Origin of the sequence: Pseudomonas sp. H9, from assembly GCF_004353925.1 — a bacterium.
Taxonomy (GTDB): Bacteria; Pseudomonadota; Gammaproteobacteria; order Pseudomonadales; family Pseudomonadaceae; genus Aquipseudomonas.
Map to the genome: position 1 here is coordinate 287204 of NZ_SMOK01000011.1, position 25935 is coordinate 313138.

The following is a 25935-nucleotide window of genomic DNA, read 5'->3' on the forward strand; positions in this document are numbered from 1 at the left end:
CGTAAAATATCCGTAAAATTTTTTTACAAATTACCATTGTAGGAGCGGGCTTGCCCCGCGATTGCGGTCTTTCAGGCGCATCACATCGCGGGGCAAGCCCGCTCCTACAGCAAGCCCTCTAATCAACCCAACAAGGCACTGAGGTCAAGGCCTTGCGCCGTCAGCGGCGGGCACCAGTAGTAGCCACCGGTCAGTGGTCGGCTGAAGCGGTACAGGGCATCTACCACCCCGTCTTCCAGGCCACTCATGCGCCGCAGTTGCACTTCAAAGGCATCGAAGGAATAGCCAAAGGCCAGAAACGCCAGCCCGGCACCACGTTGATCGGCCCACGGCATGGAGCGGCGCACAATGAATGCTTCTGGATCGAAGCTTTCCTGGGCCGTGCGTTTGACGTGTGCCGACTCTGGCGCATCGTCAAGCTCTTCGTTATCCGCGTGGCGGCGGCCGATGATGTCGTCTTGCTCGGCTTGTGGCAGCGCCTTGAAAGCATCCAGGTCGTGGCGCCACAGCTGGAAGGCAGCAAAGCTTGAGCCGTTCAGGCCAGGCACGTCCGAGGACAGGATCGCTGCTGCAACGGCGGCGTCTTCCACCGGGTTTTCTGTGCCGTCTTCATAACCGGTCAGGTCAAAGCCGGTTTTGTGACGGAAGGCGTCGGTGGCTTCAACCAGGGCAAAAGCCGGTGCCAGCAACTTTTCCAGCGCCTGGCTCAGCAGCCACAGATCGCCACGGTCTTCACCGCGCAACCACAGCCACAGGTCGTGCTGGGTGCATGGGTTATCGACCGCGGCAGTCAATTGCGGAAACGCACGCAGGCCTTCGATGCTGCGGCCTAGCGCCTGCACCAATGGCGCGCCGAAACCGGCGACCACGCGGCTGCCATCCACCTGCTGTTGCAGACCATCAAGCACGGCGGGCAATGCGCTCGGCGCGTGCAGACTAAAGAACAGATGACGGCCTTGTGCCGGAACGGGTGCCGCGAGAATGCCTGGCTGGAACTGCATCGGGAATCGGATCCTTGAGTAAAGCGCGAATGCTACTGCCTGGAACCCAGGGCGACAAGCGCGCAGGTTTGCCACAGGGGCAAGCCTCGGTGAAGTGAGAAGCACTTACACGACGCAGTCCGAAAAGCTCGCCTACACTGCCGTTCATCCCTCTTTTTGCGAGCTTCCAATATGACCGCATCGCCGCTGCTTAGCGCGTTTTTGCCCCTTGCTTTAGGTTTCATCATGCTCGGACTGGGGCTCACCCTGACCCTGGCCGATTTTGCCCGCGTGGTGAAGTTCCCAAAACCGGTGATCATTGGCCTGGCGTGCCAGATCCTGCTACTGCCTTTTATCTGCTTTCTGATCGCTAAAGGCTTCGGCCTGGCTCCGGCCCTGGCGGTGGGGTTAATGCTGCTGGCCGCATCCCCGGGGGGAACCACCGCCAACCTGTTCAGCCACTTGGCCCATGGCGACGTGGCGTTGAACGTCACCCTGACTGCGGTCAACTCGCTGATTGCCATTTTGACCATGCCGCTGCTGGTCAACCTGTCGCTGGCATACTTCATGACCGCCGAGCAGGCCATTCCGCTGCAATTTGCCAAAGTGCTGCAGGTGTTCGCCATCGTGCTGGTTCCAGTGGCCATCGGCATGCTGATCCGCCGCCTGGCACCGGCCTTTGCCGCGCGTATGGAACGGCCGATGAAGATCATCGCTGCGCTGTTTCTGGTGTTTACCGTAGTTCTGGCGCTGGTCAAAGACTGGCAGACCGTTGTCGACTATGCCCCGGTGGTCGGCGGTGCGGCGCTGTTGTTCAACCTGCTGAGCCTGAGCATCGGCTATTGGCTACCGCGCCTGCTGCAGATCCCTAAGCGTCAGGCGATCGCTATCGGCATGGAAATCGGTATCCACAACGGCACCTTGGCGATAGCGCTGGCCCTGGCCCCGACCTTGCTCAACAACTCGACCATGGCGATTCCGGCGGCGCTGTACAGCTTGATCATGTTCTTTACCGCTGGAGTATTCGGCTGGTGGGTAAGCCGCGGCCATGCCTCAGACGCAGTGGAAGCGCGCCTGCCCCGCGATGCGATGTGACGGATGGGGGCGTCGCGGGGCAAGCCCGCTCCTACACCGGGGGTATGACTTTTTCTGCCTGACGCAACTGGGCCTCAAGCTTGCCGATCAACTGTAACTGCTGGCGCAACTCGGTCACCCGTTCAGCCAGGCTTAAGGCGAGGTTCTGGTTTTGCTTTTCCATCTCGTCGCGCGCGCCGTTGAGTTGCGCCAGGTTGACCTCCAGGCCGTGAATCTGCGCCTGACGCCGCTCGCTCTGGGTTTTCAAGGTGCGCTGGGCGTCTTTGAGGGTACGGATCTGCACCAGCAAGCCTTCATTGTCACGGTTCAGCCGAGTGAGTTCGTCTTGTTTGACGATCAACGTCTGCTGCAACTGGCGTACGTCGACCTGCAGTTGTTGCACTTGGCCTTCATGCCGGCGCTGCTCTTGCTCACGCTGCTCGCGGCTGGCACTGCGGTAGTGCTCCAGCGCGTTGCGCGCGTGTTGGTGTTTGTCTTCCAGCGAAGCGATTTGTTCGTCTTTGTCGGCCAGGCGCAGGTTCAGTTCGCCTACGGCCTGATTGAGCGTGGCATTGCGGGTCTGTTCGGCCTGCAAGGTGCTACGGGTAGTCGCCAGCTCAGCGGATTCGCCGGCCAGCGCAGCGCCCTGGATTTCGTACTGCTGCTGTAGCGCCTGCAATGCCTGCTGACTGATCTGCACCTGGGCCAGCAATGTTTGCCGCTCTGCCTCAAACGCACTACGGGCTTCTTCGATGCGCGCCCGCCCCTCCTCTTTCAACTGCTCAGCCAGTTGCTCGACCAATGTCGCCAACGCATCGCTGATATCCGGCGCACTGACCGGTGAGGCCGGGAATTGGTTATCGAGCTCTTTCAAGTAACGGTGAATGGTGGTTTTCGAGCCGGTATTGCCCAACTCGATACGTACCGCATCGATACTCGGGTGTACACCTCGCGCCAGCAACGCTTGCCGTGCTTTCTGCACGACAGCCTTGTTTATTCCGCCACGGGCCATGGTTGCTCCTACTATTTCGTAATGTGGTACGTACTATGTGTTTACAGGGTACATGAAGATCAAAAGCAACACCTAAAAATTGTATTTCTCAGATTAAATAATCACGGTTTATCGCATCTCAAGCTGCAAAATGGCATTCAAATCGTCGATTCACTTGTCCTGTTAAAGGGACATCGCTCGCTGCCGCCTGCCGTAAAGTCGCTTGCACACCTGAAAAGCCCTTGGCTTCCACAACAACAAACAGGAGGTGCGCGCCCATGCATCAGCCCTATGACGTGCCGCGACACTCTATCTATTTCGACTATCAGGTCTTTCCCGCTTTCACCGCGAGCGTCGGCGCCCCGCTCATCGAGCGAAAACCCGTCGTGGTGGTGGGCGCCGGCCCGATCGGCCTGACCACAGCACTGGACCTGGCCCGCCAAGGCATTGCTTGTGTGGTGCTGGCGTCGGAACGGCAAGTCAGCGAAGGCAGCCGCGCGATTGTCTTCACTCGCCGCTCGATGGAAATCCTCCAGCAGGTAGGCGTAGCGGATCGCGTCAGTGAGCTGGGCCTGCCCTGGAGCTGCGGTAATTCGTTCTACCGCAATCAACTGGTGTTCCGTATGGAGAACCCACAAGACCCGGATGATCGCTACGCGCCAATGACCAACCTGCAACAGCCCTACCTGGAACAGTTCCTCGTCGAGGCCGCGGAGGCTAACCCGCTGGTCGAGATTCGCTGGGGTAATCGGGTCACGGCACTCACGCAGGATTCCGAAGGTGCCTGCCTGGAGGTCGATACCCCTGCCGGTAGCTACCGCCTCGACGCCGAGTGGGTGGTGGCCGCCGACGGCGCTCGCTCGACGATCCGCTCACTGCTCGACTTGAAACTCGAAGGTGCTTCTTACGAGGGGCGTTTTGTCATCGCCGACATCAAGATCGACCTGGGCCTGCCGACCGAACGCCTTGCCTATTTCGACCCGGTGTGGAACCCGGGCAACACGGTGTTGATGCACCGCGAGCCGGGCAATATCTGGCGCATTGACTATCAGTTGCCAGAAAACGAAACCCCTGAGCAGGCACTGCAGCCCGAATCATTGCGCGAGCGGATCAACGCACAGTTGCAGATGCTCGGGGTCAAAGATCCGCAGTGGGAAATGGACTGGAGTTCGGTCTATTCGGCCCGTGCCCTGACCCTGCCGGACTACATTCACCAGCGGGTGATTTTCGCGGGCGATGCGGCACACCTGTTGCCTATCTTTGGTGTGCGCGGTGCCAACACCGGGTTCCAGGATTGCCATGATCTGGTGTGGAAACTGGCCTTGACCCTCAAGGGCCTGGCGGGGCCGAGGTTGCTGCCCTCCTACAGCGAGGAACGGGTCAGTGCCGCCCGGGAAATCATCAGCGAAGCCGGCAAAAGCACGCGGTTCATGGCGCCTCCGAGCAGCGGTTACCGTTTGGTCCGCGATGCGGTGTTGTCCTTGTCGCTGACCCAGGCCTTCGTACGTCCGCTTTACCACTGGCGGACGTCGCGACCACACGACTATGCGCAGTCGGTACTCAACTGCCCGACTGACGACAACGATCGCTTCACGGCCGGTCCGCGTAACGGCGCACCGCTGTTAAACCTGAAACTGGCCGATAACGACTACCTGTTCGACCATTTGGGCGCGAGCTTCTATTTACTCTACTTCACTGCCGAGACCTCCCTCTGTGAAGCGCTGTTGGCCCAGGCCCAGACCATACGCAGCAGCGGCATTCCCTTGCAGATCATCGCAGTCGCGCAGAACGCGCAATCCGCGGTCACCGGCGCAGACCAACTGATCGACGACGCCAGCGGCCATATCGCCGCGAAGTACGGCATCACTGAAGGGGGCGCCTACCTGGTTCGACCAGACCAACACATCTGCGCCCGTTGGCTGCAGGTATCGGCCGAGCAACTGCACAGCGCCATCGAAATCGCATTGGGCAAGACCCCGGAGGAACAGCCATGAACACCTTGTCGGTACACGATCTGGAAGTGGTTTACGACGTGCTGGCAGAGGCGCTGGACACGGCCACACAGGCCAAGGCAGAACTTTTTCTGGTCAAACTGGCGCTGCTCTGTGCCCAGACCATCGGCGACGCCGAGACCTTCACCGAACTGACCCAGTCAGCACTACAAGACCTGTAACTGCAACGGGAGCAGACCGCGCCTTGCGAACAGCCGTCTGCTCGCGCGCTGTGCAGTAACGTGCACAGCGCGCGGTACAGCTCTACCTAATAATAATCAGGAGCTGATATGCATCAGAACTCTGCCGAACTTCCCTCCACCAAAACCGTCAGCCCGCCCCTGCACGACCTCATGCGCAAGGTGTCCAGGCGCCTGCTGTGGTTCCTGTTTCTGTGCTTTGTGCTGTCGTTTCTTGATCGTATCAATATCGGCTTTGCCGGCCTGACCATGATGGGCGACCTGGGGCTGAGCAGCACTCAGTTCGGTATGGCGACAACACTGTTCTACATCGCCTATATCGCCTTTGGCATTCCCAGCAACATCGCCCTGGCCAGGGTCGGCGCACGCAAGTGGATTGGCAGCCTGATGATCGCCTGGGGCCTGGCCTCGACTGCGACCCTGTTCGCTACCGATGCCAGCAGCCTCTACCTGCTGCGCATTCTGGTCGGTATTGCCGAAGCCGGCTTTCTACCTGGCGTGCTGCTGTACTTGACCTTCTGGTTTCCGGCCACTTATCGCGCACGCGCCAATGCCCTGTTCATGATCGCTATGCCTTTTACCGCAGGTTTCGGCTCGGCCTTGTCCGGGCAGATCCTCGGCCTCGATGGCGCATGGGGCTTGCACGGCTGGCAGTGGCTGTTCCTGCTCGAAGGCCTGCCCTCGGTGATCATGGGCTTTGTGGTGTTCTACTACCTCAATGACACGCCGCAACAGGCGCGCTGGCTGCGCGCCGAAGAACAACAGGCTCTGCAACAAGCGCTGGTCGCAGACGCTCTGGCAAAAAGCACTGCAAGCGCAGCGAAACCTACCAGCCTGCTGCAGGAAATGCTTTCGCCCACCGTGCTGCTGTTCAGCCTGGTGTACTTTTGCCTGGTCAATACCCTGGCGATGATTGCCGTGTGGACGCCGCTGATCATCAAGAGCATCAGCGCGGCCGACAGTAGCAACAGCACCATCGGTTTGCTGGCTACCATTCCGCAGCTCTGCACCATCATTGGCATGGTGGTCTGGGGGTTGCACTCCGATCGTACCCAGGAGCGCAAATGGCACCTTGTGCTGCCCATGCTGCTGGCTGCGCTTGGCTGGATGCTTGCAGCCTGGGGCGGCACGCCATTGATCCAATTGTCTGGGATTTGCATGGCCGCCACCGGCTCCTACACAGCCATGTCGATTTTCTGGACCACCCCGGATCAGGCCATGAGCTTCAAGGCCCGTGCCATCGGCATTGCGGTGATCAACGCCGTCGGAAACATCGGTTCGGCGCTCAATCCGCTGGTGGTCGGCTGGCTCAAGGACCTGACCCAGAGTTTCACTGCGGGAATTGCTTATGCCACGGTGCTGCTGCTGGTGGGAACGCTGTTGATCTTCCTGCTGCCAATTGCCGCTCCCACCCCGATGCAGCGTCTACGGCACGCTGACAGTCAGCGCGCACGCTGCTGAACGGCAACCGACCATCAGCGATTGCGCTGTAGCGGCTTTTTGTCTTGGGCAAATGTCGCTACAGTGCCTCTCAACCTTCATGCTTCATGAGTGTGCACCATGGAATATTGGCCCCTGCGAGCGTCCGCTAGCGACTACCGCCTGAGTGTTGAGCAAACCGCGAGCTTGCTCTCGCGCGTTGGCGAGCGACACGGCAAGATGCTGGCGGCCGACCTGCTGAAACTGGTCAGCGCCCAAGTGCCATTGGCCCAATGCACCATTTTCGCTTACAGCGCCAATCGCAACCCGCAGATCATCTCGTTCGCCGACTTTGCGCGAATGATCGAGCTGCCGAAAATCTCCAGCAATTACGCAGACCGGTTCTACAGCCTGGACGGCAACCAGCAGGCCATGGCTGCGCGGCTGCCTGCATCAACGGGTGAGCGCATACTGGTACAACGCCAGTTTGCCGAAGACATCGCCCACCGCGACTACCGACGCATCTGCTACGAACTGCCACAAATCTCCGAGCGCGTCGCCCTGCTAACCCACTGCGACGCTGATCGCTGGCTGTCGGTCAATTTCTATCGTGGCCGTGAGCATGGCCATTTTTCGAGAAGCGAGATCGACTGCATTGAAACGGCGGCGCCGTTGATCATGCAGATCGTCCGGCTGCATTACCGCGCCTACCTGGAGGCCAATGAAATGCCGGCACTGCTCAGCCATCGCGTTTCACAGCTGTGCCCGCAGCTGACCCGGCGCGATCAGGAGTTGCTGCAATTGATGTTGGCCGGTTGTGAAATAGATGCCATTGGCGTGGAGATGGGCATTCAATTGTCCAGCGCCGCCACCTATATCAAGCGCCTGTACCGCAAGCTCGGCATCTCGAGCCAGCGCGAGCTGCTCGCCCTGGCGACGCAGCCGCGATGGTCAGCCAACCTGCACTGAGCTGCATGGGTAACGACCACTCATCGACTCGAGTGCACCTACGACAATCCCACCGATTCCAACGAGTAAGGCCCAGATCCGCTGGGCCGCCCGTTCGTGAGGTGGCTATGTCTATCGCACTCAAACACCAGCACCCGACCACAGCAACGGATTACCGCCAGTCACTGTCCTTGCGTTTGTCAGCCCAATGAGCCTGCCAACCGTTGTCGTTCCCGCGCGTACGGGAAGCCTGAAACGGCGTTATGACGCTTTGCTTGAAGGTGAAGCCGGTGACAGCGCAACGTGGCTCACCTCGCAATTGCACCGTGCCCAGTCGCTGGCAAACCCGCTCCCAGCCGACCCGCAGGCGGTTTCGGCATGGACGGTGCAACTCGCCGCCAAGGTCGGCCGCCACTATGCCGACTACCTGGAGAATCGCCGCCAGGGCGCTGCGCGGCAGTATTTCAGTAACCGTGCCCACGCCCTGTACTTTCTGCAACACGTCGCACCAACCAAAGCCGTCGATGGTGCCTGGTTATTCGGTACGTTGAGGCACTGGGATGATCCGCGTTACCACGGTTTGATCCGTACCTACCTGGAAGAACTGGGTGACGGCGACCCAGCCTGCAACCATGTGCTGATCTACCGCCGTCTGCTCGCCAGCCTCGGATGCCACGAACCCATTGCGCTGCCCGACGAGCGCTATTTACAAGGCGCGTTACAGTTGGCCCTGGGATTGAACAGCGAAGCGTTTCTGCCGGAAGTCGTCGGTTATAACCTCGGCTATGAGCAGTTACCGCTGCACTTGCTGGTCAGCGCATTCGAACTGACAGAGTTGGGCATCGACGCACAGTATTTCCGCTTGCATGTCACCATCGACAACACCAGCACTGGCCATGCCTGCAAGGCGGTCGAGGCACTGCGTCAGCTCTGGCCCGCGCAAGACCCACAAACGTTCTATCGTCGTGTCGCCAACGGTTACCGACTGAACGATCTGAGCCTCGGCGCTGCCGACATCGCAGCGGGTTTCGATCTGCAAGCGCAGTTGCTGGATGCATTCGAACGCAAACGCACCTTCGGCCTGCAGATGCACTCAGACTACTGCCGCATTGAAGGCCGTACGGTAAATCAGTGGCTGGCTGAACCTGGCAGTGTCAAAGCATTGTTCGCTGCGCTGCAACGCAAAGGCTGGATCAGGCGCAACCAGGATCCGGCCAACAGCCGTTTCTGGCGGCTCATCGAAGGACCAACGGCGATGATGTTCGGTGTGTTCAGCCCGTATGAAAAGCAATTGCTGCATGACTGGATCGCCGGTGACTGGCAAGCGCCCCGCCGCAGCTGTGCAACCGGCTCAGCCATAGAAAGTGGGCTCGCCGACGAAGGCTCACAAGACAAAAAGCCACTGATCGAGACCCTTGCCTTGATGGCCGGGGCGCGCCACGCATCGCCTGAAGGTCTGGCGGCTACCCGGCGCTATCGGCGCATCACCGGTTTGCACGGAGGTCATGACTGATGCAGCTTACAGAGCAGCAACGCAGCGCCGATGAAGCACTCTTGCGGCTCGGGCGACGGTTGAAGGCCGACGGGTACCAGTTCATCTGCGTTACCCCACTGACTCAGCAGCGACACCTCGAACGCGCAGAAGGCGCTCTGGCGCGTAGCCTGCGCGATGTGTTCGGCTGGAACCAGCGGTTTTCGCCCGACCTGCTGTCTCCGGATGAGCTGACGCTGATGCAGGCGGCAGCCATCGTCGAACGTCACGGTAGCGAACTGCGAAGCACAGTGCGCTTTTCCACACTGGGCCAATTGCTGCTCCTTCATTCAGGCTATCCCACTGACGCGACAGATGCGGTGTTCTTCGGGCCTGACAGCTACCGCTTTGCCCAGCTGATAGAGGCGCATTTACGGCGGGACAGCAACCCGGTCAACCATGCGATCGAAATCGGCTCGGGCACCGGGGTTGGCGCGCTGCTGATAGCCGCCGCATGCCCTAACGCCCAGGTCACGGCCGTTGATATCAACCCTCTGGCCGTGCGCTATACCGCCATCAATGCGGCCTTGGCTGAGCTGGCCACTGTCTCGGTAGAGCACAGTGATGTGCTCAATGGGGTAATCGGCACCTTCGATTTGATTGTTGCCAATCCGCCTTACATGCTCGATGCCGAAGAACGCACCTACCGTCATGGCGGCGGCCTGCTGGGCGAGGCATTGTCGTTGCGGATCGTCAACGAAGCCTTGCCGCGCCTTGCCGTCCACGGTTCGCTGCTGCTCTACACCGGTGTGGCGATAATCGAGGGGCAAGATCCCTTGCTCACCGCGCTCAATCGCCTGCTGGTCTCCTCCGAATGGGCCTGGCACTACAGTGAAGTGGATCCGGACGTGTTTGGCGAGCAGTTGACGGAACCCGGTTACGGTCAAGCGGAGCGTATCGCTGCCGTAGCCCTCACTGTGCAGCGCCGCCCATGAAGCCGGGCTTTGGTATCGAAGAGGAATTCCTGTTGGTCGACCTGTACAGTCGACAGGTGGTCGCCGAGCCAGGTACTGCCGCCATAGAACTGTGCCGTGAAGTGTTTGGCGCGCATTTCGCTCAGGAGATGTTCAAGAGCCAGATCGAGCTGGCCTCACCTGTATTTTCCGAGCTGGAACACGCACGGAATTTTTTACGCAGCAAGCGTCATCACCTGGCGGCGTCCCTGGCTCAACAGGGCCTGGGTATCTGCGCCGCCGGCAGCCACCCCCTGGGCGGTTGGCAGCTACAGCAGTGCGCTGAGGACGATCACTATCATCACCTCTTCGACGATTACCAACAGGTCGCCCGGCGCAGCTTGGTGTGTGGTCTGCACATTCATGTCGGTGTCGGCCCCGGCTACGACCGGATCCGCTTGATTAACCAGGTGCTGCCATGGCTGCCCCTGCTGCTGGTGCTCAGTACCTCGTCACCCTTCTGGGAGGGGCGCGACACGGGCTACCGTAGTTATCGCCGCGTTCTGTGCACTGAGTGGCCACGCATGGGCCTGCCACAGCCGTTACACGACTGGGATGACTATCAGCGCTACTTGAACCTGCTGCAACGCACAGGCTCAGTGCGCGCACGCTCTGATTGCTGGTGGGCGATTCGGCCTTCATCGCGCTACCCGACCATTGAGCTACGCATCGCCGATGGCTGCCCACAGCTGGAAGACGCCCTGTGCATTGCCGGCATGTTCCGGAAGATGATTGCGCAAATCCAAGAGCTGAACGCATCCAACACTGAGGACGCTCAGCAAATGCAATGGATCACCCAGGAAAACCTGTGGCGGGCCATGCGCTATGGCAGTGGCGGCACATTTATCGAGCCGACTACGCAATCACTGGTCTCAGCCCAGGACTGGTTGCTGCAGTTGCAGGAGCAATTTGCGCTGTCGCCAAGGTACCTTGATCACGCCCTGCGTATCGTTACTCATGGCACCAGTGCCGATCGGCAATTGGCGACTTATCACCGAGCCCGTGCCCTGGGCCTTGCCCACGGCACCGCGTTGCACTACGTGGTGGACGAGCTGCTTGAACAGACAGCCGCAGGCTAAGTGCTGCAGCCAAACAACAAGCGCGCTGGTCTTCCGACAAGCGCGCGGCTGCGACCAGAACTGGCGTTCAACGATGCGCAGAGGCGAGCTGCTCGACGCCTTGCGGCACGCCGGTTGAAACGGCCCGGTTACGGCAAAAAGCCGCAGCGCGGGCAAGTGCTTGTTTCAAAGCCCTGAAACCAGATGCCCGCCATCCACGGTAATGATCGAACCGGTCATCCAGGAGGATGCCGGGGTCGCCAGCAGCAACAGCGCGCCATCCAGCTCATCTGGCGTGCCGAGGCGCTGCAAGGGAATGCGCTTGATCAGCGCCGCGCCTTGCGGCGTGTCCCAGGCGGCCTCGGTCATCTCGGTTGAAATGTAGCCGGGGGCAATAGCATTGACGCGGATGCCATGTCGCGCCCATTCCAGTGCCAGGCCCTTGGTCAAATGCACCACCGCCGCCTTGGACGCCGAATAGGCCGCCACACCGGGCATGACCCGCTCGCCCTGAATCGAGGCGATGTTGACGATGACGCCGCCCTGCCCCAGCGCTTTCCATTGCCGTGCCACTTCGGTGGACACCAGCCACACACCGCGCAGGTTGGTCGCGATGATGTCGTCGAACTCGCTGATCGGCTGCTTCAGCGCCATGCCTTCGTGGCCGATGCCGGCGTTGTTGACAACAACATCCAAGGGCTTGCCGGTCGCCGCAATGGTGGCAACGGCTTGCTCAACGGAGGTTTGCGAGGCCACATCGAGTTCAATGACCGTCACCTGCACTGCGCCGAGCGCCTCAAGTTCCACCGCCAGCGCCTCAAGCCGTGAGGTTCGCCGTGCGCCGATCACCACCTGCGCACCGTTACGCGCCGCCAGACGGGCAAAGTGGCTGCCCAACCCTGAGGACGCGCCTGTGATCAAAATCCGTTGCCCGCTCAGCATGGCACCAAGGTTCATCGCACTTCTCCATCGTTGAGTGTTTATTGAGTGCACGCATCAACCGCGCTACACAGAGCGCTGCCCCAGCCATTGATCAAGGGCTGGCCACATACGCTTCTTCGCCGCGGGGCCGGCGATCAGGCTGACATGGCCACCTGGCAATACCAGTTCGTGCTTGTCTGCCGAGCCCACCTTTTCCACCAGCGGTCGCGCACAGGCCAGCGGCACCAGCGAGTCGTGTTCGGCGATGACATGCAGCAGCGGCACCTTGATATTCGCCAGATCAACGGCCTGACCGGCCACGCGTAAACAGCCCTCAAACAGGCTGTTCTTCCACATCAGCTGCTTGATGACCTGGCGGTAGTATTCGCCGGCCAACGGCAGGTGATCGTTGCCCCAGCCGACCATCATCCGGTGCTGGTTGACATAGGCGTCATTCCACAGGTTGTCCCACAGCCGCAACCTACCGGCGAAGCGGCTGGCCGGGCGCTGCAGATCGATCGCCTGCATGATCATCTCGCCGGGGATGATGCCCACGCTGTCGACCAATCGATCAACGTCGAACACGCGTTGGTTGGCGATACCCCGGGACCAGCTCATCTGCGACCAGTCCACCGGCGTGGTGAAACACACCAGGTTCTTCAGCGGGCCGTCGCCATGCAGCGCGGCATACAAGGTTGAAAGCACCCCACCCATGCAGTAGCCGGCCAATGTCACCTCGTCCACCCCGGCGTCTGCCTGCACCCGGGCTATACAATCGGGAATGAAATCCAGCACGTAGTCTTCCAGGCGCAGCGTGCGCTCGGCCGCGGTCGGCGCATTCCAGTCGATCACATAGATGTCGTAGCCGCACCCGAGAAGGAACTCGATCAAACTCTGGCGCTCAGCCAGATCGAAGATATAGGCCTTATTGGTGGGTGCCATCACCAGCAGCAATGGCACCCGATACACCTCATTGCAGGTCGCGTGATAGCGGTACAGCGCCACCGTGCCCCGGCGGTGCAACAAGGTTCTGGGGGTCTTGCCCATCGCAGGCCCCGGTGAACCAAGAAACTCCAGGCCCTTTAGCCGACGCTGAACCATTCGCCCGACTTCTGTGCGCAGCCGGTGAGTGAGGTCGCGGGCAACATCTTCGCGGGGTTGGCTGTCAGCCATGATTCAATCCTCTTTGGGCGCACGTCGGGTTGCCGGTTTCAGGGTTCGTTTTGCGGTTTTCGACGCCGGGGCTGCAGGCGGCGCTGGCCGACGGGTACGTGGCGGCCGCGGCGCATGGGCCGGATTGACCGCGCTGGGCAGTAACTGCTCAAGTTTGTCTTCGATACGCTGAACCGCCGTGGTCAGCGCATCGACTTCTGATCTACTGGGCAGCTCCAGCCGGCGCAAGGCAGCAGCTAGCGAGCGCTCAACCACATGTTGAACGCCCAGCGATACCTTGGAGAACTGGTTGGCCGCTTGTGCGAACTCGGCCGACTCCAGCTTTCGTACTGCCAGTGCGTTGATTTCACTCTCGACCAACGTCACTGCTTCACGCCACATCTGAAAGGGATCAAGAATTCCCACGGCGACACTCCTGAGTCAGCATTGCGTTTCTGGGTAGGTCTGGTGCGCGGTTCGCCCGTCGATCCGCGCAATCAGTCGGTGACGCATCACGTTCAACGGCAGGTTCCAAGGCAGTAGTACGCCACGTGCAACGCGGGCTGCCGTCGGCGACATCTGGCGCAGCAACGTACCGCTCCAGCCTTCAGTGGCCACCCAGGTCACCAAGCTCAAGCTCGTCAGCTCAGCCACTGCCGCGCACAACCGCGATGGCCGCGCAGGTGCGTCGGCAATTTCCAGTGTGCGGTCTGGCGCAGAGTCGCCGTGGAATGCCGCCTGCAAGGCTTCACCCATGCGCTGCAAGGCATCGCGACCGGCACCGTTGACAGCGTCGAAGTTCAAAAAGCCATGAAACTGCCCGGCATAATGCAGCAGCTCCACCGGCACCCCCGCCGCACGCAAGCGCGCCGCGTAATCGAGGCCGTCGTCACGGATCGGGTCGAACCCGGCGCTGATGACCACAGCCGGTGGCAGGCCGTGCATGTTCTGGCTACGCCGTGGCGACAACCAAGGGTCTTCGGCATTGAGCGTGTTGAGCGAAGCGGCGACGGTTTGCTTGATGTGCTTGAGCAAGGTGTCGGTGATCATGAAGCCTTCAGCGTTCTCGGCGAAGGAGGCAAACTCCTGCAGCAAGTCGGTTGCCGGATAGGCCAGTACCTGCAGGCACAGCGCCGGCCCGTTGTGCCGCACGGTCTGCTGGGCTACGGCAGCGCAGATATTGCCGCCCGCCGAGTCGCCACCGATGGCCAGCCGTTTGCTGTCGATCCCCAACGCTTCACCGTTGTCGGCCAACCATTGCAGGGCGGCGAGAAAGTCCTCGCGCCCGGCGGCCAGATCATGCTCCGGCGCCAGGCGATAACGCACGGCGATGCTCACGCAATCCGCGGTTTGTGTGGCGCTGCGGCAAATCGATTCGGCAGTGTCCAGACCACCGACCATAAACCCGCCGCCATGACACCAAAGAAAGGCAGGCAGCAATTGATCGCTGCTCCGGGGCCGGAAAATACGCAGTTCGATCGGCCCGCCGGGGCCCTCGATGACCTGCTCGGTCACTGTTGCCACTGCCGGCTGCTGGCCCAGGGCCAACGCTGTCAGGCGCCAGACTTCGCGCAATTGGCGCAGCGAGTACTGTTCGACCGGGCGCACGCGGGTCGCCAGGTTGAGTACCCGAAGAAAGGCGCGGGCATCCTGATCAGGGCGGCTCGAACGCCGTACCTGCGGCATGCCGATCATGCGCGCCCAGACGTGTTGGTTGGCTTTACGGCGTTTCGTTGGCGGTGATCCATGTGGCGCGGTCATCCACTGTCCCTCGACTGTTGATTGCCCACAGCCTACTCATAACCCTCAGCGCAGCATCCCACTCCTTAAGATGGGGGCTGCCACCCCACTCTTGCGGTTTTCAGACACCGGTTGACACATGCAACCGTTTGCCCGGTTTGCACGGCCATCCCCTCTACGCGGGTGGGTGACGCTGGTGCGCAATCTGTTGAACTCTGCGCCGTTGATTCCGCTTGATGAATACAGTGAGGTTTACGCCATGAGTGAATACAGCGCACCGCTGCGCGACATGCAGTTCGTCCTCAACGAACTGGGCTACCTGAACCAAGTGACCAAACTACCTGGCTGTGAAGACCTCGGTGCCGACCTGGTCGATGCCATTCTGAGCGAGGCCGGCAAGTTCGCGCAGGGCGTACTCTCGCCACTGAACGTGATCGGCGACCGTCAAGGCGCAAGATGGCATGACGGCGAAGTGACCACCACGCCAGGCTGGCAGGCAGCCTATGAGCAGTTCGTCGAGGGCGGCTGGAATGCCCTATCGTGCCACCCGCAGTTTGGCGGCCAGGGTTTGCCGCGACTGGTGTCGGCGCTGGTGGAAGAAATGTGGAACGGCGCCAACGTGTCGTTCGGCCTGTGCCCGATGCTCACACGCGGCGCCATCGAGGCGATTGAACTGTGCGGTTCGGCCTACCTGAAAGAAACTTACCTGGCGAAGATGATCAGTGGCCAGTGGACCGGCACCATGAACCTCACCGAGCCTCAGGCTGGCTCAGACCTGGCAGCCGTGCGCAGCCGTGCCGAACCGCAGGGCGACGGCACCTACCGTGTATTTGGCCAGAAGATCTTCATTACCTATGGCGAGCATGACCTCACCGACAATATCGTGCATCTGGTGCTCGCCCGTGTTCCAGGCGCACCGGAAGGGGTAAAAGGCATTTCGCTGTTCGTGGTCCCCAAATTCCTGGTACAACCAGACGGCAGCCTTGGTGCCCGCAACGACGTGCGCTGTGCATCCCTTGAGCACAAACTGGGGATTCATGGCAGCCCGACAGCGGTGTTGGCCTTTGGTGATAACCAAGGTGCCTTGGGCTGGCTGGTCGGCGAAGAGAACCGCGGCCTGGAATACATGTTCATCATGATGAACGCAGCGCGCTTTTCCGTTGGTATCGAAGGCGTGGGCCTGTCCGAGCGGGCCTACCAACGCGCCCTCGCCTATGCCCGTGAGCGCATCCAGGGCACGGAAGCGGGCGCCAAACACCGGGACAAAGTCGCGATCATCAGCCACCCGGACGTTCGCCGCATGCTGCTGTCAATGAAAGCCCGCACCGAAGCGCTGCGCGCCATCGCCTGCGAAGTCGCGGCGGCGATGGACTGTGCTGAGCGCCACCCTGATCCTGCACACCGCCAGGCCTCACAGGCGTTTGTCGACTTGATGATTCCGGTGGTCAAAGGCTGCAGCACCGAGTCAGCGGTCGATATCGCCTCGTTGGGTGTGCAGATTCACGGCGGCATGGGCTATATCGAGGAAACCGGCGCCGCCCAGCACCTGCGCGATGCGCGCATTACCACGATCTATGAAGGGACTACCGGCATTCAAGCCTCGGACCTGGTGGGTCGCAAGATCGCCCGCGATGGCGGCCAGGCCATTGGCCTGGTGATGGGACACATGCGTCAAGACATCGAACGGCTCGCCAGCAGCACTGACCCTGTGCTGATGCGTATTGCCCGCGCCCTCGCCGACGCGGTGAGCGCGCTGGATGCTGCGGTGGCTTACACCGTGTCCAACTTCAAAGACAACGCGCCCCAAGTGTTGGCAGGCGCAGTGCCGTTGCTTGAGCTGTTCGGCACCGTGGCCGGTGGCTGGTTGATGGCTCGCTCAGCCTTGGTTGCTGATCGTCAGCTCAAGGCCGGGACCACGGAGCAGGACTTCTATCGCGCCAAGTTACTGACGGCTCGCTTCTACACCGAGCACCTGCTGCCGCGTGCCGAGGGCCTGGCGCGCATCGTGGTGGAAGGCGGCGATGCCGTACAAGACATGGATATCTCGCTCTTCTAAGCGGCAGGCAGCATTGGGTGGGAGCAACTGCCTTGCAGGGCTTTGCCCGAAGTGACCATCGACCATGAAGCCAGCTCCCGGTGGGAGCTGGCTTGCCCTGCGATCTGGCGCGAAGCGGCAGCAATTCAGTCGCTTCGGTATGTCAGCTGCCTTGCAGCAGCTGTGTTTACGGCCGCTGCGCAGCCGATCGCGGGGCAAGGCCCGCTCCCACCGGTATTCACTCTGGTTCCACGAGGTGGAAGTGCCGTATTACGCTGGCGAGTAGAACCTCTGCCAGGTGGAGCGACTGGCTTGCAGGGCTTTGCCCGAAGTGACCATCGACCATGAAGCCAGTTCCCGGTGGGAGCTGGCTTGCCCTGCGATCTGGCGCGAAGCGGCAGCAATTCAGTCGCTTCGGTATGTCAGTTGCCTTGCAAACAGCTGTTTTTACGGCCGCTGCGCAGCCGATCGCGGGGCAAGGCCCGCTCCCACCGGGTCTACTTCCTCAAGACACAAGCGGGCTTGCTGTAGGAGCGGGTTTGCCCCGCGATTCGGTGTGACTGACAGATCGCTATCGCGGGGCAAGCCCGCTCCCACAGCAAGCCCGCTCCCACCGGATGCTGGCGCTTAACTGGCCGGTTTCGCTGCGGGGAACTGCCAGCGGCCATCCAACACCTGTGCCTGCGGTTTGTATAGCCGCACCATGTAGTTCCAGTTCGCAGTAATCGGCAGGCAGTTGGCAACCTGCGCCTGGCACCCGCCGAAATGCACCACGATACGGCCATCAGTCTCGCGCTTGGCGGTCAGGTTGTTGAGGGTGTAAGCGTTTTGCGGATTACGCTGGAAATAGCCCTCGGCGTTGTACACGCTGATGGACCAGAAGGCATCAACCGGCACATCCTTGACCTCCAGTTGATAAGGGGTATGGCCATCGTTACGCGCCGGTGTGACGTTGAGGTAGTACGCATCCTTTGCCGGATTACCGCCCCAGGCGCTGGCGCTGCCGATGAAGTGCCGAACGGGATCAACCTCTCCCGGTTGACCGTACATGCCGCGTGAATCAGTGACGCTTGCCGCCAGCTTCAACACTGTATCGCGCAACGCATTGAGGCTCGCCTGATCCCAATTCGGCACCTCGAAACGACCGCCCGAGCCTTCTTGCCTGATCTGGATGGCGTCTTGAAGTGCCCGGCCTTGGGCCATGTCTGTGGCTGATGCCGGGTCCACCAAGGTACGGATGCCCAGCAGCACGTAGCGGCTGCCCACTGTTTCGCGAGTGAAGCGGTAGTCTCCAGGTGCGTACACCAGGCCCGGCGTGTATTGATCCTCATTGATAGCGATCAGTGAAAAATAACGTTTGCCGGCATCGGGCAGCGTAACGTTGACTGCTCCGGCGTCCAGGTCAAACACCGCCGACGAGTACAACGTGTCGCGATTGGGGCGTACCACCACCTGACTGTCCACCGGGACCAGGTCGCGGTTGTGCACCAGTGTGCCGAAGCCACCTCGCGCCACCACACGGGTGAAGAACGTGTGCGACTCGGCACGCACAAAATTATCAACCGTTACCGGCACGCCAGCGGCGTGGGCGTGGCCAGCCAGGCACAGCGGTGCAATCCAGGCAAAAGGCCGCAGGGGTAGCTTGCGTACAGGCATGTCAGCATTCCTTGTTCGTGAGGTTGCCGGGATCAATCGATGCGTTGGATCCGTGGAGCCTTCCAGCGTCCGTCCAGCGCTTCAGGCTTCGGCCAGTACAGGCGCCCGGCGATGTAGAACGGGCCGTCCGGCGCCGGCAACCAGTTGCTTTCCAGCGCTTTGGCCGGGCGTTGGTGCTGGATGTACAGTGTCAGCCCGCCATCGGCATCACGTTGCAGTGCTGGCAGCATCGGCGAATTGATCAGGTAGCGATCCAACGGGTTAGCCACCAGAAACCTCGAGGCGTTGTACAGAGTCAGCGACCAGAAGGCGTTGACCGGTGGCAGTTGGTCAGCAGCGAAGCGCAAGGTGTAGCGGTGCCGCGAGGCGTCGAGTTTCTGCCCATCGCTGTCCAGATAGAACGGTGGATAGAGGGTCTCTTCACGGTCGTTACCATACAGGCCGGTGACCGCCGCGCGCATGCGGTACAGATAATTGTTGCCGAGGTACTCACGGCTTCCAAGAAAGCGTGAGGTGGATACCTCCCCCCGCGCCACCTGCTGACCCAGCGCGTCGAAATCACGCCAGGCATCGGCTATGCCCGCCGCTATCGCTTGACGAATATCCGCAGGCAGGGCCGCTTCATTGAAGCGTAACCCCGGACCGATACCCAGCTTGGCGAACTCCACCATCAGTTCACGCTCTGAGGGGTGTACGGTGCAAAATCCCAGCACGAAATTCAGCTGCTTGAAGAACGCAAGGCTGGAACGTTCAGCCTCGGCGCTCAGCGGTACCAGGAAGTCAACGGCAGGCGCAGCAGGTGGTGTCGGCTGACCGAGATACGCCGAGAGCGGCTGAACCTTGTAACCGGCCTGCACCTGCTTCACATTGACCAGATCGTTCGGGCCCAGCAGCTGGGTGCGATAGAAGACAAAGGCGAACCAGGTTTCGGAGCGAAACACACGGTCGATACCCGCAGGGACCGTGCCCTGCCAGCCCGGCCCCACCAACATGAAGGTACCACCGCCATTGCCGGTTGTACGGCTGCCAACGTAGCCAAAATTGTGGGTGTAGGCATCGACGAACTGTGCGGAATAATAGCGCCCCCCTTCTACCACCGGCATGCTCAGCACCAGCGGCTCACTGCGCAGGTCGGCACCCAGTTGCGAGTATGGGGTGTCCGCGTTGGGCGTCGGATAGGCCTTGTCGTCCGGGGTATAGATTCGCGCCGTATTGTGCAGGGTATTCCACGGCGCCTTGAATTCAGGGTGCGTGCGGTCCTGAAAGTAGGTGTACTGAACCCGGTAGTTGTCTACCAAGGGAAAGCCATAGATGTACGCGGTCTTGGCAATGCTCCTGGCTTCAACCGGGGTCAGTGCCTGAGCATTGGAGACGCAGGCCTGACCGAGCAAGGCAAAGAGCACGGTTGCCAGTATGTGTTTGACAGTGTTCTTGTTCATATGAAGCTCCTTAAACAACAGCCAGGCACCTGACACCTGACGACTTCAGACATCCGTAGCTGCATCGTCCGGGCGCCACTCACTGGCTCGGCGCGCGGCGTCGCCCTCTGGGTGATAGGCATGGCAGGTACCAATCACCCAGTGTCGCGGCATCTGGAAGTCCGGATCACTCGCGGCGCGTTGGCGCAAGCGCTGCTGTATCACCGGTGCCAGCGTCTGGATGGCCGTAGTCGCCATCGGTCCAAGCATTTCGGTGAGATGAGTACAGCCCTTCACACCACCGACGCGCTCAGCCACGTGTTTCTTGAAGCCCGGGCCGATACGCAGCCCCACCAGTGCCCCGTAGGCTCGGTCGATCTGGCTGCACGCAGGCGTCGGCGCCTGCTCGGAGATGGCTTTGAACTGGCGGATGATCATGTCTTGGTCGAGGGTCATGATGATGCGCATGTAATGCAACACGCCCTCGGCTGGAATGGTCCCGTAAGGGAAATCGGTGGCCACACCCTTGGTGTCGAGCAAACGGCCCTCGATATCGAACAGGCCATCTTCGCGTTCGAAGCCGGTACATACGACTTGGCGGGTGTGGAGCAAACGGCGTTTGGTGGACGGGGACATGGGCATGAACTCCGGGTGGCGGAGCGCCTGCGCGCCCCGCCACGGTTGTCAAACGTTACCGATACCGCCGCCGCATACCAGCACCTGGCCGCTGACGTAGTCCGACTCCGGAATGCAAAACAGGTAAACCGCACCTGCCGCCTCTTCAGTGTTGCCCGGACGGCCGAGCGGAATCATGGTCCGCGACTGCTCGACAATCGCCGGGCTGATGCCCACCTTGATCTCGCGGCCTTCAATGTTGATGTAGTTCGGGTCACCTTCCACTGGCTGGGTCTGACGGGTTTCAATATGACCGAAGGCTACGGCATTGACGTTGACCTTGATCCGCCCCCACTCTTTGGCCAGGCACTTGGTCATACCCAACACACCGGCCTTGGCAGTGGAGTAATTGACCTGACCGGGATTGCCACCGGCTGAGACCGAGGCAATGTTGACCACCTTGCGGTTGACCACGCGACCTTCGGCGGCTTCCTGTTTGGCCATGGCACTGATGATCGGCTGCGCCGCGCGCAAAATGCGAAACGGTGCGGTGATATGGCAGTCGATGATGGCGTACCACTGCTCATCGCTCATCTTCTGGATGACGTTGTCCCAGGTGTAACCGGCGTTATTAACGATGATGTCGATGCTGCCGTAAGCGTCCACTGCGGTTTTGACAAAACGCTCGGCGAAGTCAGCCGCCGTCACGCTGCCCACACAGGCCACCGCCTCACCACCGGCGGCGCGGATTTCGGCCACCACCTCCTCAGCCGGGGCGGCGTCCAGATCGTTGACCACCACACGGGCGCCATCGCCGGCCAGTTTCAGCGCCACGCTACGGCCAATACCCCGGCCGGAGCCCGTCACCAGTGCCACTTTGCCTTGAAGTTTTTTCATCGGGTTGTTCCTTGTTTTTATTGGATTCAGGCGCAGGCCACGACGGCTTCGCCGAACAGTTTTTCTTCGCCGTACTGGTTCGTGCAGCGAATCGCCAGGCGCACCCGGGGCTCGCCGTCGGCGACAAATTTTTCCACCACGCGGGCACTGCAGGTCGGAACATGACCCAACTGCGTGATCCCGGTGAAGCGCACCGACAGGCTGCGAATGCACGACTGCGGTACCCAGGCGGTGAGCAGACGGCCGAGGTAGGCCACCGACAGCATGCCGTGGGCGAACACATCGGGCTGGCGCGCCTTGCGGGCAAAATCCAGGTCGATATGCACCTGGTTGTGATCACCCGACGCACCGGCATACAGGGCCAGGGTGGTTCGATTGATCGCCGGTAACTGCAGTGGCGGCAACTCGAAGCCGACGGGCACGTCGTACGCGTGAACAACGTTCATGGCGAGTGCTCCTCAGCGTTGCACAAGAGAAGAACGGATATCGGCTATGAGCCGGCCGTCCTGGTTGGTAACGCGGGTCTGCTGGACAACAAAGGTCAAAGCCCCGCCCTTCTTCTGGTAAACGTCGGCAACGCGGCTGTCGAAGGTCAGCACATCGCCCGCAAAGGCCATTGCGTGATAAACGAAACCTTGTTCGGCGTGCAGAATGCGTCCAAGGTCAAAACCAAACAGCGTTTCGACGATGTGATCGCTGTCACGCCCTTCCGCTTCCAGGCACATCAGAAAGCTGGGGGGCACGGGCAACGACGGGTACCCGGCAGCCCTGGCAGCGGCTTCGTTCGTGTAGACCGGATCGGTCTCGCCAATGGCCTTGGCGAAGAAACGCAAGCGGCCCTTCTCCACCTCGCAGGTGGTCACGCCCAGGCGTTGGCCGATCAGAGATTGGTCTGCCATGTCATGCACTCGTGTAGGTGTATTGAAAAGCGCGCCGTAAGCCAGCGCGCATCAGCTTCAGCCGCGACCAAACAAGGTCACGATGCCGGCACCACCGAGGCCCAGGTTGTGCTGCAAGGCATGCTGCAGGCCTTGTACCTGGCGCTTGTCAGCCGTACCGCGCAGCTGATGGGTCAGCTCGTAGCATTGCGCCAGGCCAGTAGCACCCAGCGGGTGGCCCTTGGAAAGCAAGCCGCCAGACGGATTGACCACCACCTGGCCGCCGTAGGTGTTGTCACCATCCATCACGAATTTCTCGGCACCACCTTCCGGGCAGAAACCCAAGCCTTCATAGGTCAACAGTTCGTTATGGGCGAAGCAGTCATGCAGCTCGCAGACACGAATGTCTTCCGGGCCCACACCGGCTTTCTCGTAGACTTGTGTGGCGGCCTGACGGGTCATGCCGACCCCGACAATGCTGATCAATGACGGTGGGTCAAAGGCCTCGGGCTTGTCTGTGACCAATGCCTGAGCCAGGATGCTGACGTCGGTGCGCAGGCCGTGCTGCTTGGCAAAACGCTCAGAGACCACGATTGCCGCGGCACCGCCACAGGTGGGTGGGCAGGCCATCAAGCGGGTCATGACACCCGGGAAAATCACCTGATCGGCCATTACCTCTTCGACGGTGACGACCTTTTTGAACACCGACAACGGGTTGTTGGCAGCATGGCGGCTGGCTTTGGCACGGATCGCGGCGAATGTCTCCATACGCGTACCGTACTTTTGCATGTGTTCCTGGCCCGCACCGCCGAAGAATTTCAGCGCATCCGGCATCTCGCGGCCTTCAGGGAACACCGCGTTGGCCACGTCCTGACCTTTGCCGTAGGTAATCGGGCGGTCAAGCCAATGCGACTTCAACGCACCTGGCTGCATCTGCTCGAAGCCAAAGGCCAGGGCGCAATCCACCGCCCCACTCTCCACCGCCTGGCGCGCCAGATACAGCGCGGTGGAACCACTGCCGCAGTTGTTGTTGACGTTGATGACCGGGATGCCGGACAGCCCGACTTCATAGAGCGCCGACTGACCGCTGGTGGAGTCACCATAGACGTACCCGGCATACGCCTGCTGGACCTTGTTGTAGTCCAGACCGGCATCCTGCAGGGCCAGGCGAATGGCCTGTGCACCCATTTCGATGTAGGTACCACTTTGGCCAGGTTTGGCAAATGGAATCATGCCGACACCGGCGACAAATACTTTCTGCGACATCACTTTCTCCAAGGTCAGTTTTCAGGCTTGCGACTGCGTCCGTCTTGGCGGCGATCGCAGCAAACCGCCGACCGATGGTTACGTAACGCCGAGCCACCTCGCCCCCCCGGCTAGAGGGGGAGCGCGTCCCTCGCCTGTCTGCCGCCTGGCCATCGAACACAACCTTCCCCCCCCTCTGGAGGGGGAAGCGCCCACCCCCGGGGCGGTAGCGTTTGCGTGCGGTCCACCAGAACAACAACAAAATCACAGGGGTACCACCACGTGACCTTTGCAAGACACCTGAGCTCACAAAGCCATCGCCCGTCCGCCTTGTTGCCCACCGAACTGCGCCCGCACTTGCTGGCCCTGGCGGTCGGCCTGGGCACCTGTGCCAACGCCAATGCCATCGACTTTCAACTAGGCGAAATCGAGGGACAGTTCGACTCGACCCTCTCTATAGGCGCCAGCTGGGCCGTTCGTGGTCCGGACCCGGAGTTCGTCAACGCCGCCAACATCATGGGGCTGCGCGGCGAATCGGCTACCCGCACCGCCGACGACAACCGGCAGAACTTCAAGAAAGGTGAAACCTTCTCGAAGATCTTCAAAGGCGTGCACGACCTGGAGTTGAAATACCGCGACAGCGGCGTGTTCGTACGCGGCAAATACTGGTACGACTTCGAGCTCAAGGATGAGCACCGCCTGTTTTATGACATCGACGACAACGGCCGCGACGACCTGGCCAAGTCCTCGGGCGCCGAGTTCCTCGACGCGTTCGTCTACCACAACTATGAGGTGGCTGAGCTGGCCGGCAACGTGCGCCTGGGTAAACAGGTGGTGAGCTGGGGCGAAAGCACTTTTATCGGCAACTCGATCAATAGCATCAACCCAGTCGACGTGGCGGCCTTGCGTCGCCCGGGCGCCGAGGTAAAAGAAGGGTTGGTGCCGGTGAACATGTTCTATATCTCGCAGGGCCTGAGCGAAAACCTCAACCTGGAGGCGTTCTACCAGTTGCAGTGGGACAACTCGGTGGTCGACAACTGCGGCACCTTCTTTGGCTCCGACCCGCTGCCGCAAGGCTGCAACGACCGCCTGGTGTTCGCCGGTCCCGACTTGCCGCCGGGCGTTGCCAGCAACACCGCGAGCGCCGCGCAAATCCTCAGCGGCGCGGTAGTCGATAACGTGTACATGCCGCGCCTGGAAGACAACGACCCCCGTGACAGCGGCCAGTTTGGCGTAGCGCTGCGCTGGTTTGTGCCCGAGCTGAACGATACCGAGCTCGGCTTCTATGCCATGAACTACCACAGCCGCAGCCCCTACCTGAGCTTCAAGCAGACGAGCGTTGCACCGATCACTGCTGCGCAGTTGGCCGCCCTGCCCGCAGCCGCCCGTCAGTTGGCCGCGATCCAGAGCCAGTTCGACCGGGTACGCTCAGCCCGCTACTTCGTCGATTACCCGGAAGACATCCGCCTGTATGGCGTTAGTTTCCAGACCACCCTGGGGGCGACGTCGGTAGGTGGCGAAGTAAGCTTTCGCCCGAACATGCCGCTGCAGATCAACACCGCCGATCTCAACCTGGCAGCCATTCAGTCCACCGACACTGACCTGAGCACGCAAACCTCACCGCTGTTCACCACCGGTGAAGTGGCACGAGCGCTGGGTGGCGAACTGCCCGGTTACAAGCGCATGCCGGTAGTGCAGGCGCAGGTCACCGCTACCCATTTCGTCGACCAGATCTGGGGCGCCAGCCGTCTGACCCTGATCGGTGAGGTAGGTTACAACCGCATCAACGGGCTCGGCTCCGCCGATGGCACCGACATCCGCTTCGGACGCAGCCCGGTGTATGGCCCGGGTGAATTCCCAGGCAACCAGAACGCCACGGTCTGCGCCACCGCCACCAACCCGCAGCAACAGTGCAACAGCCACGGTTTCTACACCACCGACTCCTGGGGTTACCGCCTGCGCGCCAAGCTTGATTACAGCAATGTGTTGGCCGGCATCAACCTGTCACCCAACCTGGCCTGGTCCCATGACGTTGACGGTTGGGGGCCGAATTTCGATGAAGGCAGCAAAGCCGTGAGCCTCGGTGTCGATGCCGATTACCTCAATACCTACACCGCCAGCCTGAGCTACACGGACTTCTTTGGCGGTCAGTTCAACACCAGCACAGACCGCGACTACGTCGCGCTGAGCTTCGGCGTCAACTTCTGAGTCGCACCTGACAGAGGGTATATCC

General features: G+C 61.0%; 23 protein-coding genes. 10 read left to right on the forward strand and 13 right to left on the reverse strand.

The annotated features are described in order from the left end of the window. Window positions 1–122: 122 nt before the first annotated feature. Window positions 123–1001: a Dyp-type peroxidase gene (locus tag E1573_RS09235; protein WP_133212820.1), complete on the reverse strand. Its 879-nt coding sequence runs from the start codon at window positions 999–1001 to the stop codon at window positions 123–125. A 171-nt stretch (window positions 1002–1172) separates the two neighbouring features. On the opposite strand from E1573_RS09235, the gene E1573_RS09240 reads away from it, so the two are divergent. Next, entirely contained in the window at window positions 1173–2075 is a 903-nt protein-coding gene (locus E1573_RS09240) for a bile acid:sodium symporter family protein (protein ID WP_133212822.1), read from the forward strand. A 31-nt stretch (window positions 2076–2106) separates the two neighbouring features. On the opposite strand, the gene E1573_RS09245 is transcribed toward E1573_RS09240, so the two are convergent. Beyond that, window positions 2107–3066, reverse strand: a complete 960-nt coding sequence (locus tag E1573_RS09245; protein WP_133212824.1) for a DNA-binding protein — start codon at window positions 3064–3066, stop codon at window positions 2107–2109. A gap of 257 nt (window positions 3067–3323) precedes the next feature. On the opposite strand from E1573_RS09245, the gene E1573_RS09250 reads away from it, so the two are divergent. From E1573_RS09250 to E1573_RS09280, 7 genes are all read left to right on the forward strand, one after another. Next, entirely contained in the window at window positions 3324–5039 is a 1716-nt protein-coding gene (locus tag E1573_RS09250; protein ID WP_133212826.1) for an FAD-dependent monooxygenase, read from the forward strand. Beyond that, window positions 5036–5218, forward strand: a complete 183-nt coding sequence (locus E1573_RS09255) for a DUF2783 domain-containing protein (RefSeq protein WP_133212828.1) — start codon at window positions 5036–5038, stop codon at window positions 5216–5218. Before E1573_RS09250 ends, E1573_RS09255 begins: the two co-directional genes overlap by 4 nt. A gap of 108 nt (window positions 5219–5326) precedes the next feature. Continuing rightward, window positions 5327–6697 carry an MFS transporter gene (locus E1573_RS09260; RefSeq protein WP_165957313.1) on the forward strand — a complete coding sequence of 457 codons (1371 nt, stop codon included), beginning with the start codon at window positions 5327–5329 and terminating at the stop codon, window positions 6695–6697. A gap of 99 nt (window positions 6698–6796) precedes the next feature. Continuing rightward, window positions 6797–7624, forward strand: a complete 828-nt coding sequence (locus E1573_RS09265) for a helix-turn-helix transcriptional regulator (protein WP_133212830.1) — start codon at window positions 6797–6799, stop codon at window positions 7622–7624. A 187-nt stretch (window positions 7625–7811) separates the two neighbouring features. Next, a complete protein-coding gene (locus E1573_RS09270; protein WP_133212832.1) occupies window positions 7812–9116 on the forward strand; it encodes an iron-containing redox enzyme family protein in 1305 nt (434 codons plus the stop codon). After that, the gene (locus E1573_RS09275) at window positions 9116–10069 is read left to right on the forward strand and encodes a class I SAM-dependent methyltransferase (protein WP_133212834.1); all 954 of its coding nucleotides are present in this window, start codon (window positions 9116–9118) and stop codon (window positions 10067–10069) included. Before E1573_RS09270 ends, E1573_RS09275 begins: the two co-directional genes overlap by 1 nt. Next, entirely contained in the window at window positions 10066–11166 is a 1101-nt protein-coding gene (locus E1573_RS09280; RefSeq protein WP_133212836.1) for a carboxylate-amine ligase, read from the forward strand. The genes E1573_RS09275 and E1573_RS09280 overlap by 4 nt, the downstream gene beginning before the upstream one ends. 165 nt (window positions 11167–11331) lie before the next feature. Here E1573_RS09280 and E1573_RS09285 read toward each other — a convergent pair whose 3' ends face one another. The 4 genes from E1573_RS09285 to E1573_RS09300 are packed head-to-tail and all read right to left on the reverse strand — an operon-like array spanning window position 11332 to window position 14979. Beyond that, window positions 11332–12102, reverse strand: a complete 771-nt coding sequence (locus tag E1573_RS09285; protein WP_133212838.1) for an SDR family NAD(P)-dependent oxidoreductase — start codon at window positions 12100–12102, stop codon at window positions 11332–11334. Between the two features lie 48 nt (window positions 12103–12150). After that, a complete protein-coding gene (locus tag E1573_RS09290) occupies window positions 12151–13239 on the reverse strand; it encodes an alpha/beta fold hydrolase (protein ID WP_165957314.1) in 1089 nt (362 codons plus the stop codon). Window positions 13240–13242: 3 nt separating this feature from the next. Continuing rightward, a complete protein-coding gene (locus E1573_RS09295; protein ID WP_133212840.1) occupies window positions 13243–13644 on the reverse strand; it encodes a phasin family protein in 402 nt (133 codons plus the stop codon). 15 nt (window positions 13645–13659) lie between these two features. After that, complete coding sequence (locus E1573_RS09300; RefSeq protein WP_133212842.1) at window positions 13660–14979, reverse strand: alpha/beta hydrolase; 1320 nt, start codon at window positions 14977–14979, stop codon at window positions 13660–13662. A 238-nt stretch (window positions 14980–15217) separates the two neighbouring features. On the opposite strand from E1573_RS09300, the gene E1573_RS09305 reads away from it, so the two are divergent. Beyond that, window positions 15218–17014: an acyl-CoA dehydrogenase C-terminal domain-containing protein gene (locus E1573_RS09305; RefSeq protein WP_133213334.1), complete on the forward strand. Its 1797-nt coding sequence runs from the start codon at window positions 15218–15220 to the stop codon at window positions 17012–17014. Window positions 17015–17620: 606 nt separating this feature from the next. On the opposite strand, the gene E1573_RS09310 is transcribed toward E1573_RS09305, so the two are convergent. Genes E1573_RS09310 through E1573_RS09340 form a run of 7 tightly spaced genes read right to left on the reverse strand, consistent with a single transcriptional unit; the run spans window position 17621 to window position 23723 of the window. Further along, the gene (locus E1573_RS09310; RefSeq protein ID WP_133212844.1) at window positions 17621–18649 is read right to left on the reverse strand and encodes a DUF1214 domain-containing protein; all 1029 of its coding nucleotides are present in this window, start codon (window positions 18647–18649) and stop codon (window positions 17621–17623) included. A gap of 32 nt (window positions 18650–18681) precedes the next feature. Continuing rightward, window positions 18682–20088 carry a DUF1254 domain-containing protein gene (locus E1573_RS09315; RefSeq protein WP_133212846.1) on the reverse strand — a complete coding sequence of 469 codons (1407 nt, stop codon included), beginning with the start codon at window positions 20086–20088 and terminating at the stop codon, window positions 18682–18684. A 45-nt stretch (window positions 20089–20133) separates the two neighbouring features. Then, window positions 20134–20703, reverse strand: coding sequence for a DUF2889 domain-containing protein (locus tag E1573_RS09320; RefSeq protein WP_133212848.1), 570 nt, complete (start codon window positions 20701–20703; stop codon window positions 20134–20136). Window positions 20704–20751: 48 nt separating this feature from the next. After that, entirely contained in the window at window positions 20752–21579 is an 828-nt protein-coding gene (locus E1573_RS09325; protein ID WP_133212850.1) for an SDR family NAD(P)-dependent oxidoreductase, read from the reverse strand. 26 nt (window positions 21580–21605) lie between these two features. Then, the gene (locus E1573_RS09330) at window positions 21606–22025 is read right to left on the reverse strand and encodes a MaoC family dehydratase (protein ID WP_133212852.1); all 420 of its coding nucleotides are present in this window, start codon (window positions 22023–22025) and stop codon (window positions 21606–21608) included. A 12-nt stretch (window positions 22026–22037) separates the two neighbouring features. After that, window positions 22038–22478 (reverse strand): MaoC family dehydratase N-terminal domain-containing protein, encoded by a 441-nt coding sequence (locus E1573_RS09335; protein ID WP_133212854.1) that lies wholly within the window; start codon window positions 22476–22478, stop codon window positions 22038–22040. 57 nt (window positions 22479–22535) lie between these two features. Further along, window positions 22536–23723, reverse strand: coding sequence for a lipid-transfer protein (locus E1573_RS09340; RefSeq protein WP_133212856.1), 1188 nt, complete (start codon window positions 23721–23723; stop codon window positions 22536–22538). A gap of 312 nt (window positions 23724–24035) precedes the next feature. Here E1573_RS09340 and E1573_RS09345 point away from each other — a divergent pair, with 312 nt between their 5' ends. Then, on the forward strand, window positions 24036–25910 hold the full coding sequence (locus E1573_RS09345; protein ID WP_371925152.1) for a DUF1302 domain-containing protein: 1875 nt from the start codon (window positions 24036–24038) through the stop codon (window positions 25908–25910). Window positions 25911–25935 lie beyond the last annotated feature (25 nt).

Excerpts from the sequence above, each read along its gene's own strand:
- E1573_RS09235 (WP_133212820.1), bottom strand. The coding sequence starts at position 1,001 with ATGCAGTTCCAGCCAGGCATTCTCGCGGCACCCGTTCCGGCACAAGGC.
- E1573_RS09240 (WP_133212822.1), top strand. The coding sequence starts at position 1,173 with ATGACCGCATCGCCGCTGCTTAGCGCGTTTTTGCCCCTTGCTTTAGGT.
- E1573_RS09245 (WP_133212824.1), bottom strand. The coding sequence starts at position 3,066 with ATGGCCCGTGGCGGAATAAACAAGGCTGTCGTGCAGAAAGCACGGCAA.
- E1573_RS09250 (WP_133212826.1), top strand. The coding sequence starts at position 3,324 with ATGCATCAGCCCTATGACGTGCCGCGACACTCTATCTATTTCGACTAT.
- E1573_RS09255 (WP_133212828.1), top strand. The coding sequence starts at position 5,036 with ATGAACACCTTGTCGGTACACGATCTGGAAGTGGTTTACGACGTGCTG.
- E1573_RS09260 (WP_165957313.1), top strand. The coding sequence starts at position 5,327 with ATGCATCAGAACTCTGCCGAACTTCCCTCCACCAAAACCGTCAGCCCG.
- E1573_RS09265 (WP_133212830.1), top strand. The coding sequence starts at position 6,797 with ATGGAATATTGGCCCCTGCGAGCGTCCGCTAGCGACTACCGCCTGAGT.
- E1573_RS09270 (WP_133212832.1), top strand. The coding sequence starts at position 7,812 with ATGAGCCTGCCAACCGTTGTCGTTCCCGCGCGTACGGGAAGCCTGAAA.
- E1573_RS09275 (WP_133212834.1), top strand. The coding sequence starts at position 9,116 with ATGCAGCTTACAGAGCAGCAACGCAGCGCCGATGAAGCACTCTTGCGG.
- E1573_RS09280 (WP_133212836.1), top strand. The coding sequence starts at position 10,066 with ATGAAGCCGGGCTTTGGTATCGAAGAGGAATTCCTGTTGGTCGACCTG.
- E1573_RS09285 (WP_133212838.1), bottom strand. The coding sequence starts at position 12,102 with ATGAACCTTGGTGCCATGCTGAGCGGGCAACGGATTTTGATCACAGGC.
- E1573_RS09290 (WP_165957314.1), bottom strand. The coding sequence starts at position 13,239 with ATGGCTGACAGCCAACCCCGCGAAGATGTTGCCCGCGACCTCACTCAC.
- E1573_RS09300 (WP_133212842.1), bottom strand. The coding sequence starts at position 14,979 with ATGACCGCGCCACATGGATCACCGCCAACGAAACGCCGTAAAGCCAAC.
- E1573_RS09305 (WP_133213334.1), top strand. The coding sequence starts at position 15,218 with ATGAGTGAATACAGCGCACCGCTGCGCGACATGCAGTTCGTCCTCAAC.
- E1573_RS09310 (WP_133212844.1), bottom strand. The coding sequence starts at position 18,649 with ATGCCTGTACGCAAGCTACCCCTGCGGCCTTTTGCCTGGATTGCACCG.
- E1573_RS09315 (WP_133212846.1), bottom strand. The coding sequence starts at position 20,088 with ATGAACAAGAACACTGTCAAACACATACTGGCAACCGTGCTCTTTGCC.
- E1573_RS09320 (WP_133212848.1), bottom strand. The coding sequence starts at position 20,703 with ATGTCCCCGTCCACCAAACGCCGTTTGCTCCACACCCGCCAAGTCGTA.
- E1573_RS09325 (WP_133212850.1), bottom strand. The coding sequence starts at position 21,579 with ATGAAAAAACTTCAAGGCAAAGTGGCACTGGTGACGGGCTCCGGCCGG.
- E1573_RS09330 (WP_133212852.1), bottom strand. The coding sequence starts at position 22,025 with ATGAACGTTGTTCACGCGTACGACGTGCCCGTCGGCTTCGAGTTGCCG.
- E1573_RS09335 (WP_133212854.1), bottom strand. The coding sequence starts at position 22,478 with ATGGCAGACCAATCTCTGATCGGCCAACGCCTGGGCGTGACCACCTGC.
- E1573_RS09340 (WP_133212856.1), bottom strand. The coding sequence starts at position 23,723 with ATGTCGCAGAAAGTATTTGTCGCCGGTGTCGGCATGATTCCATTTGCC.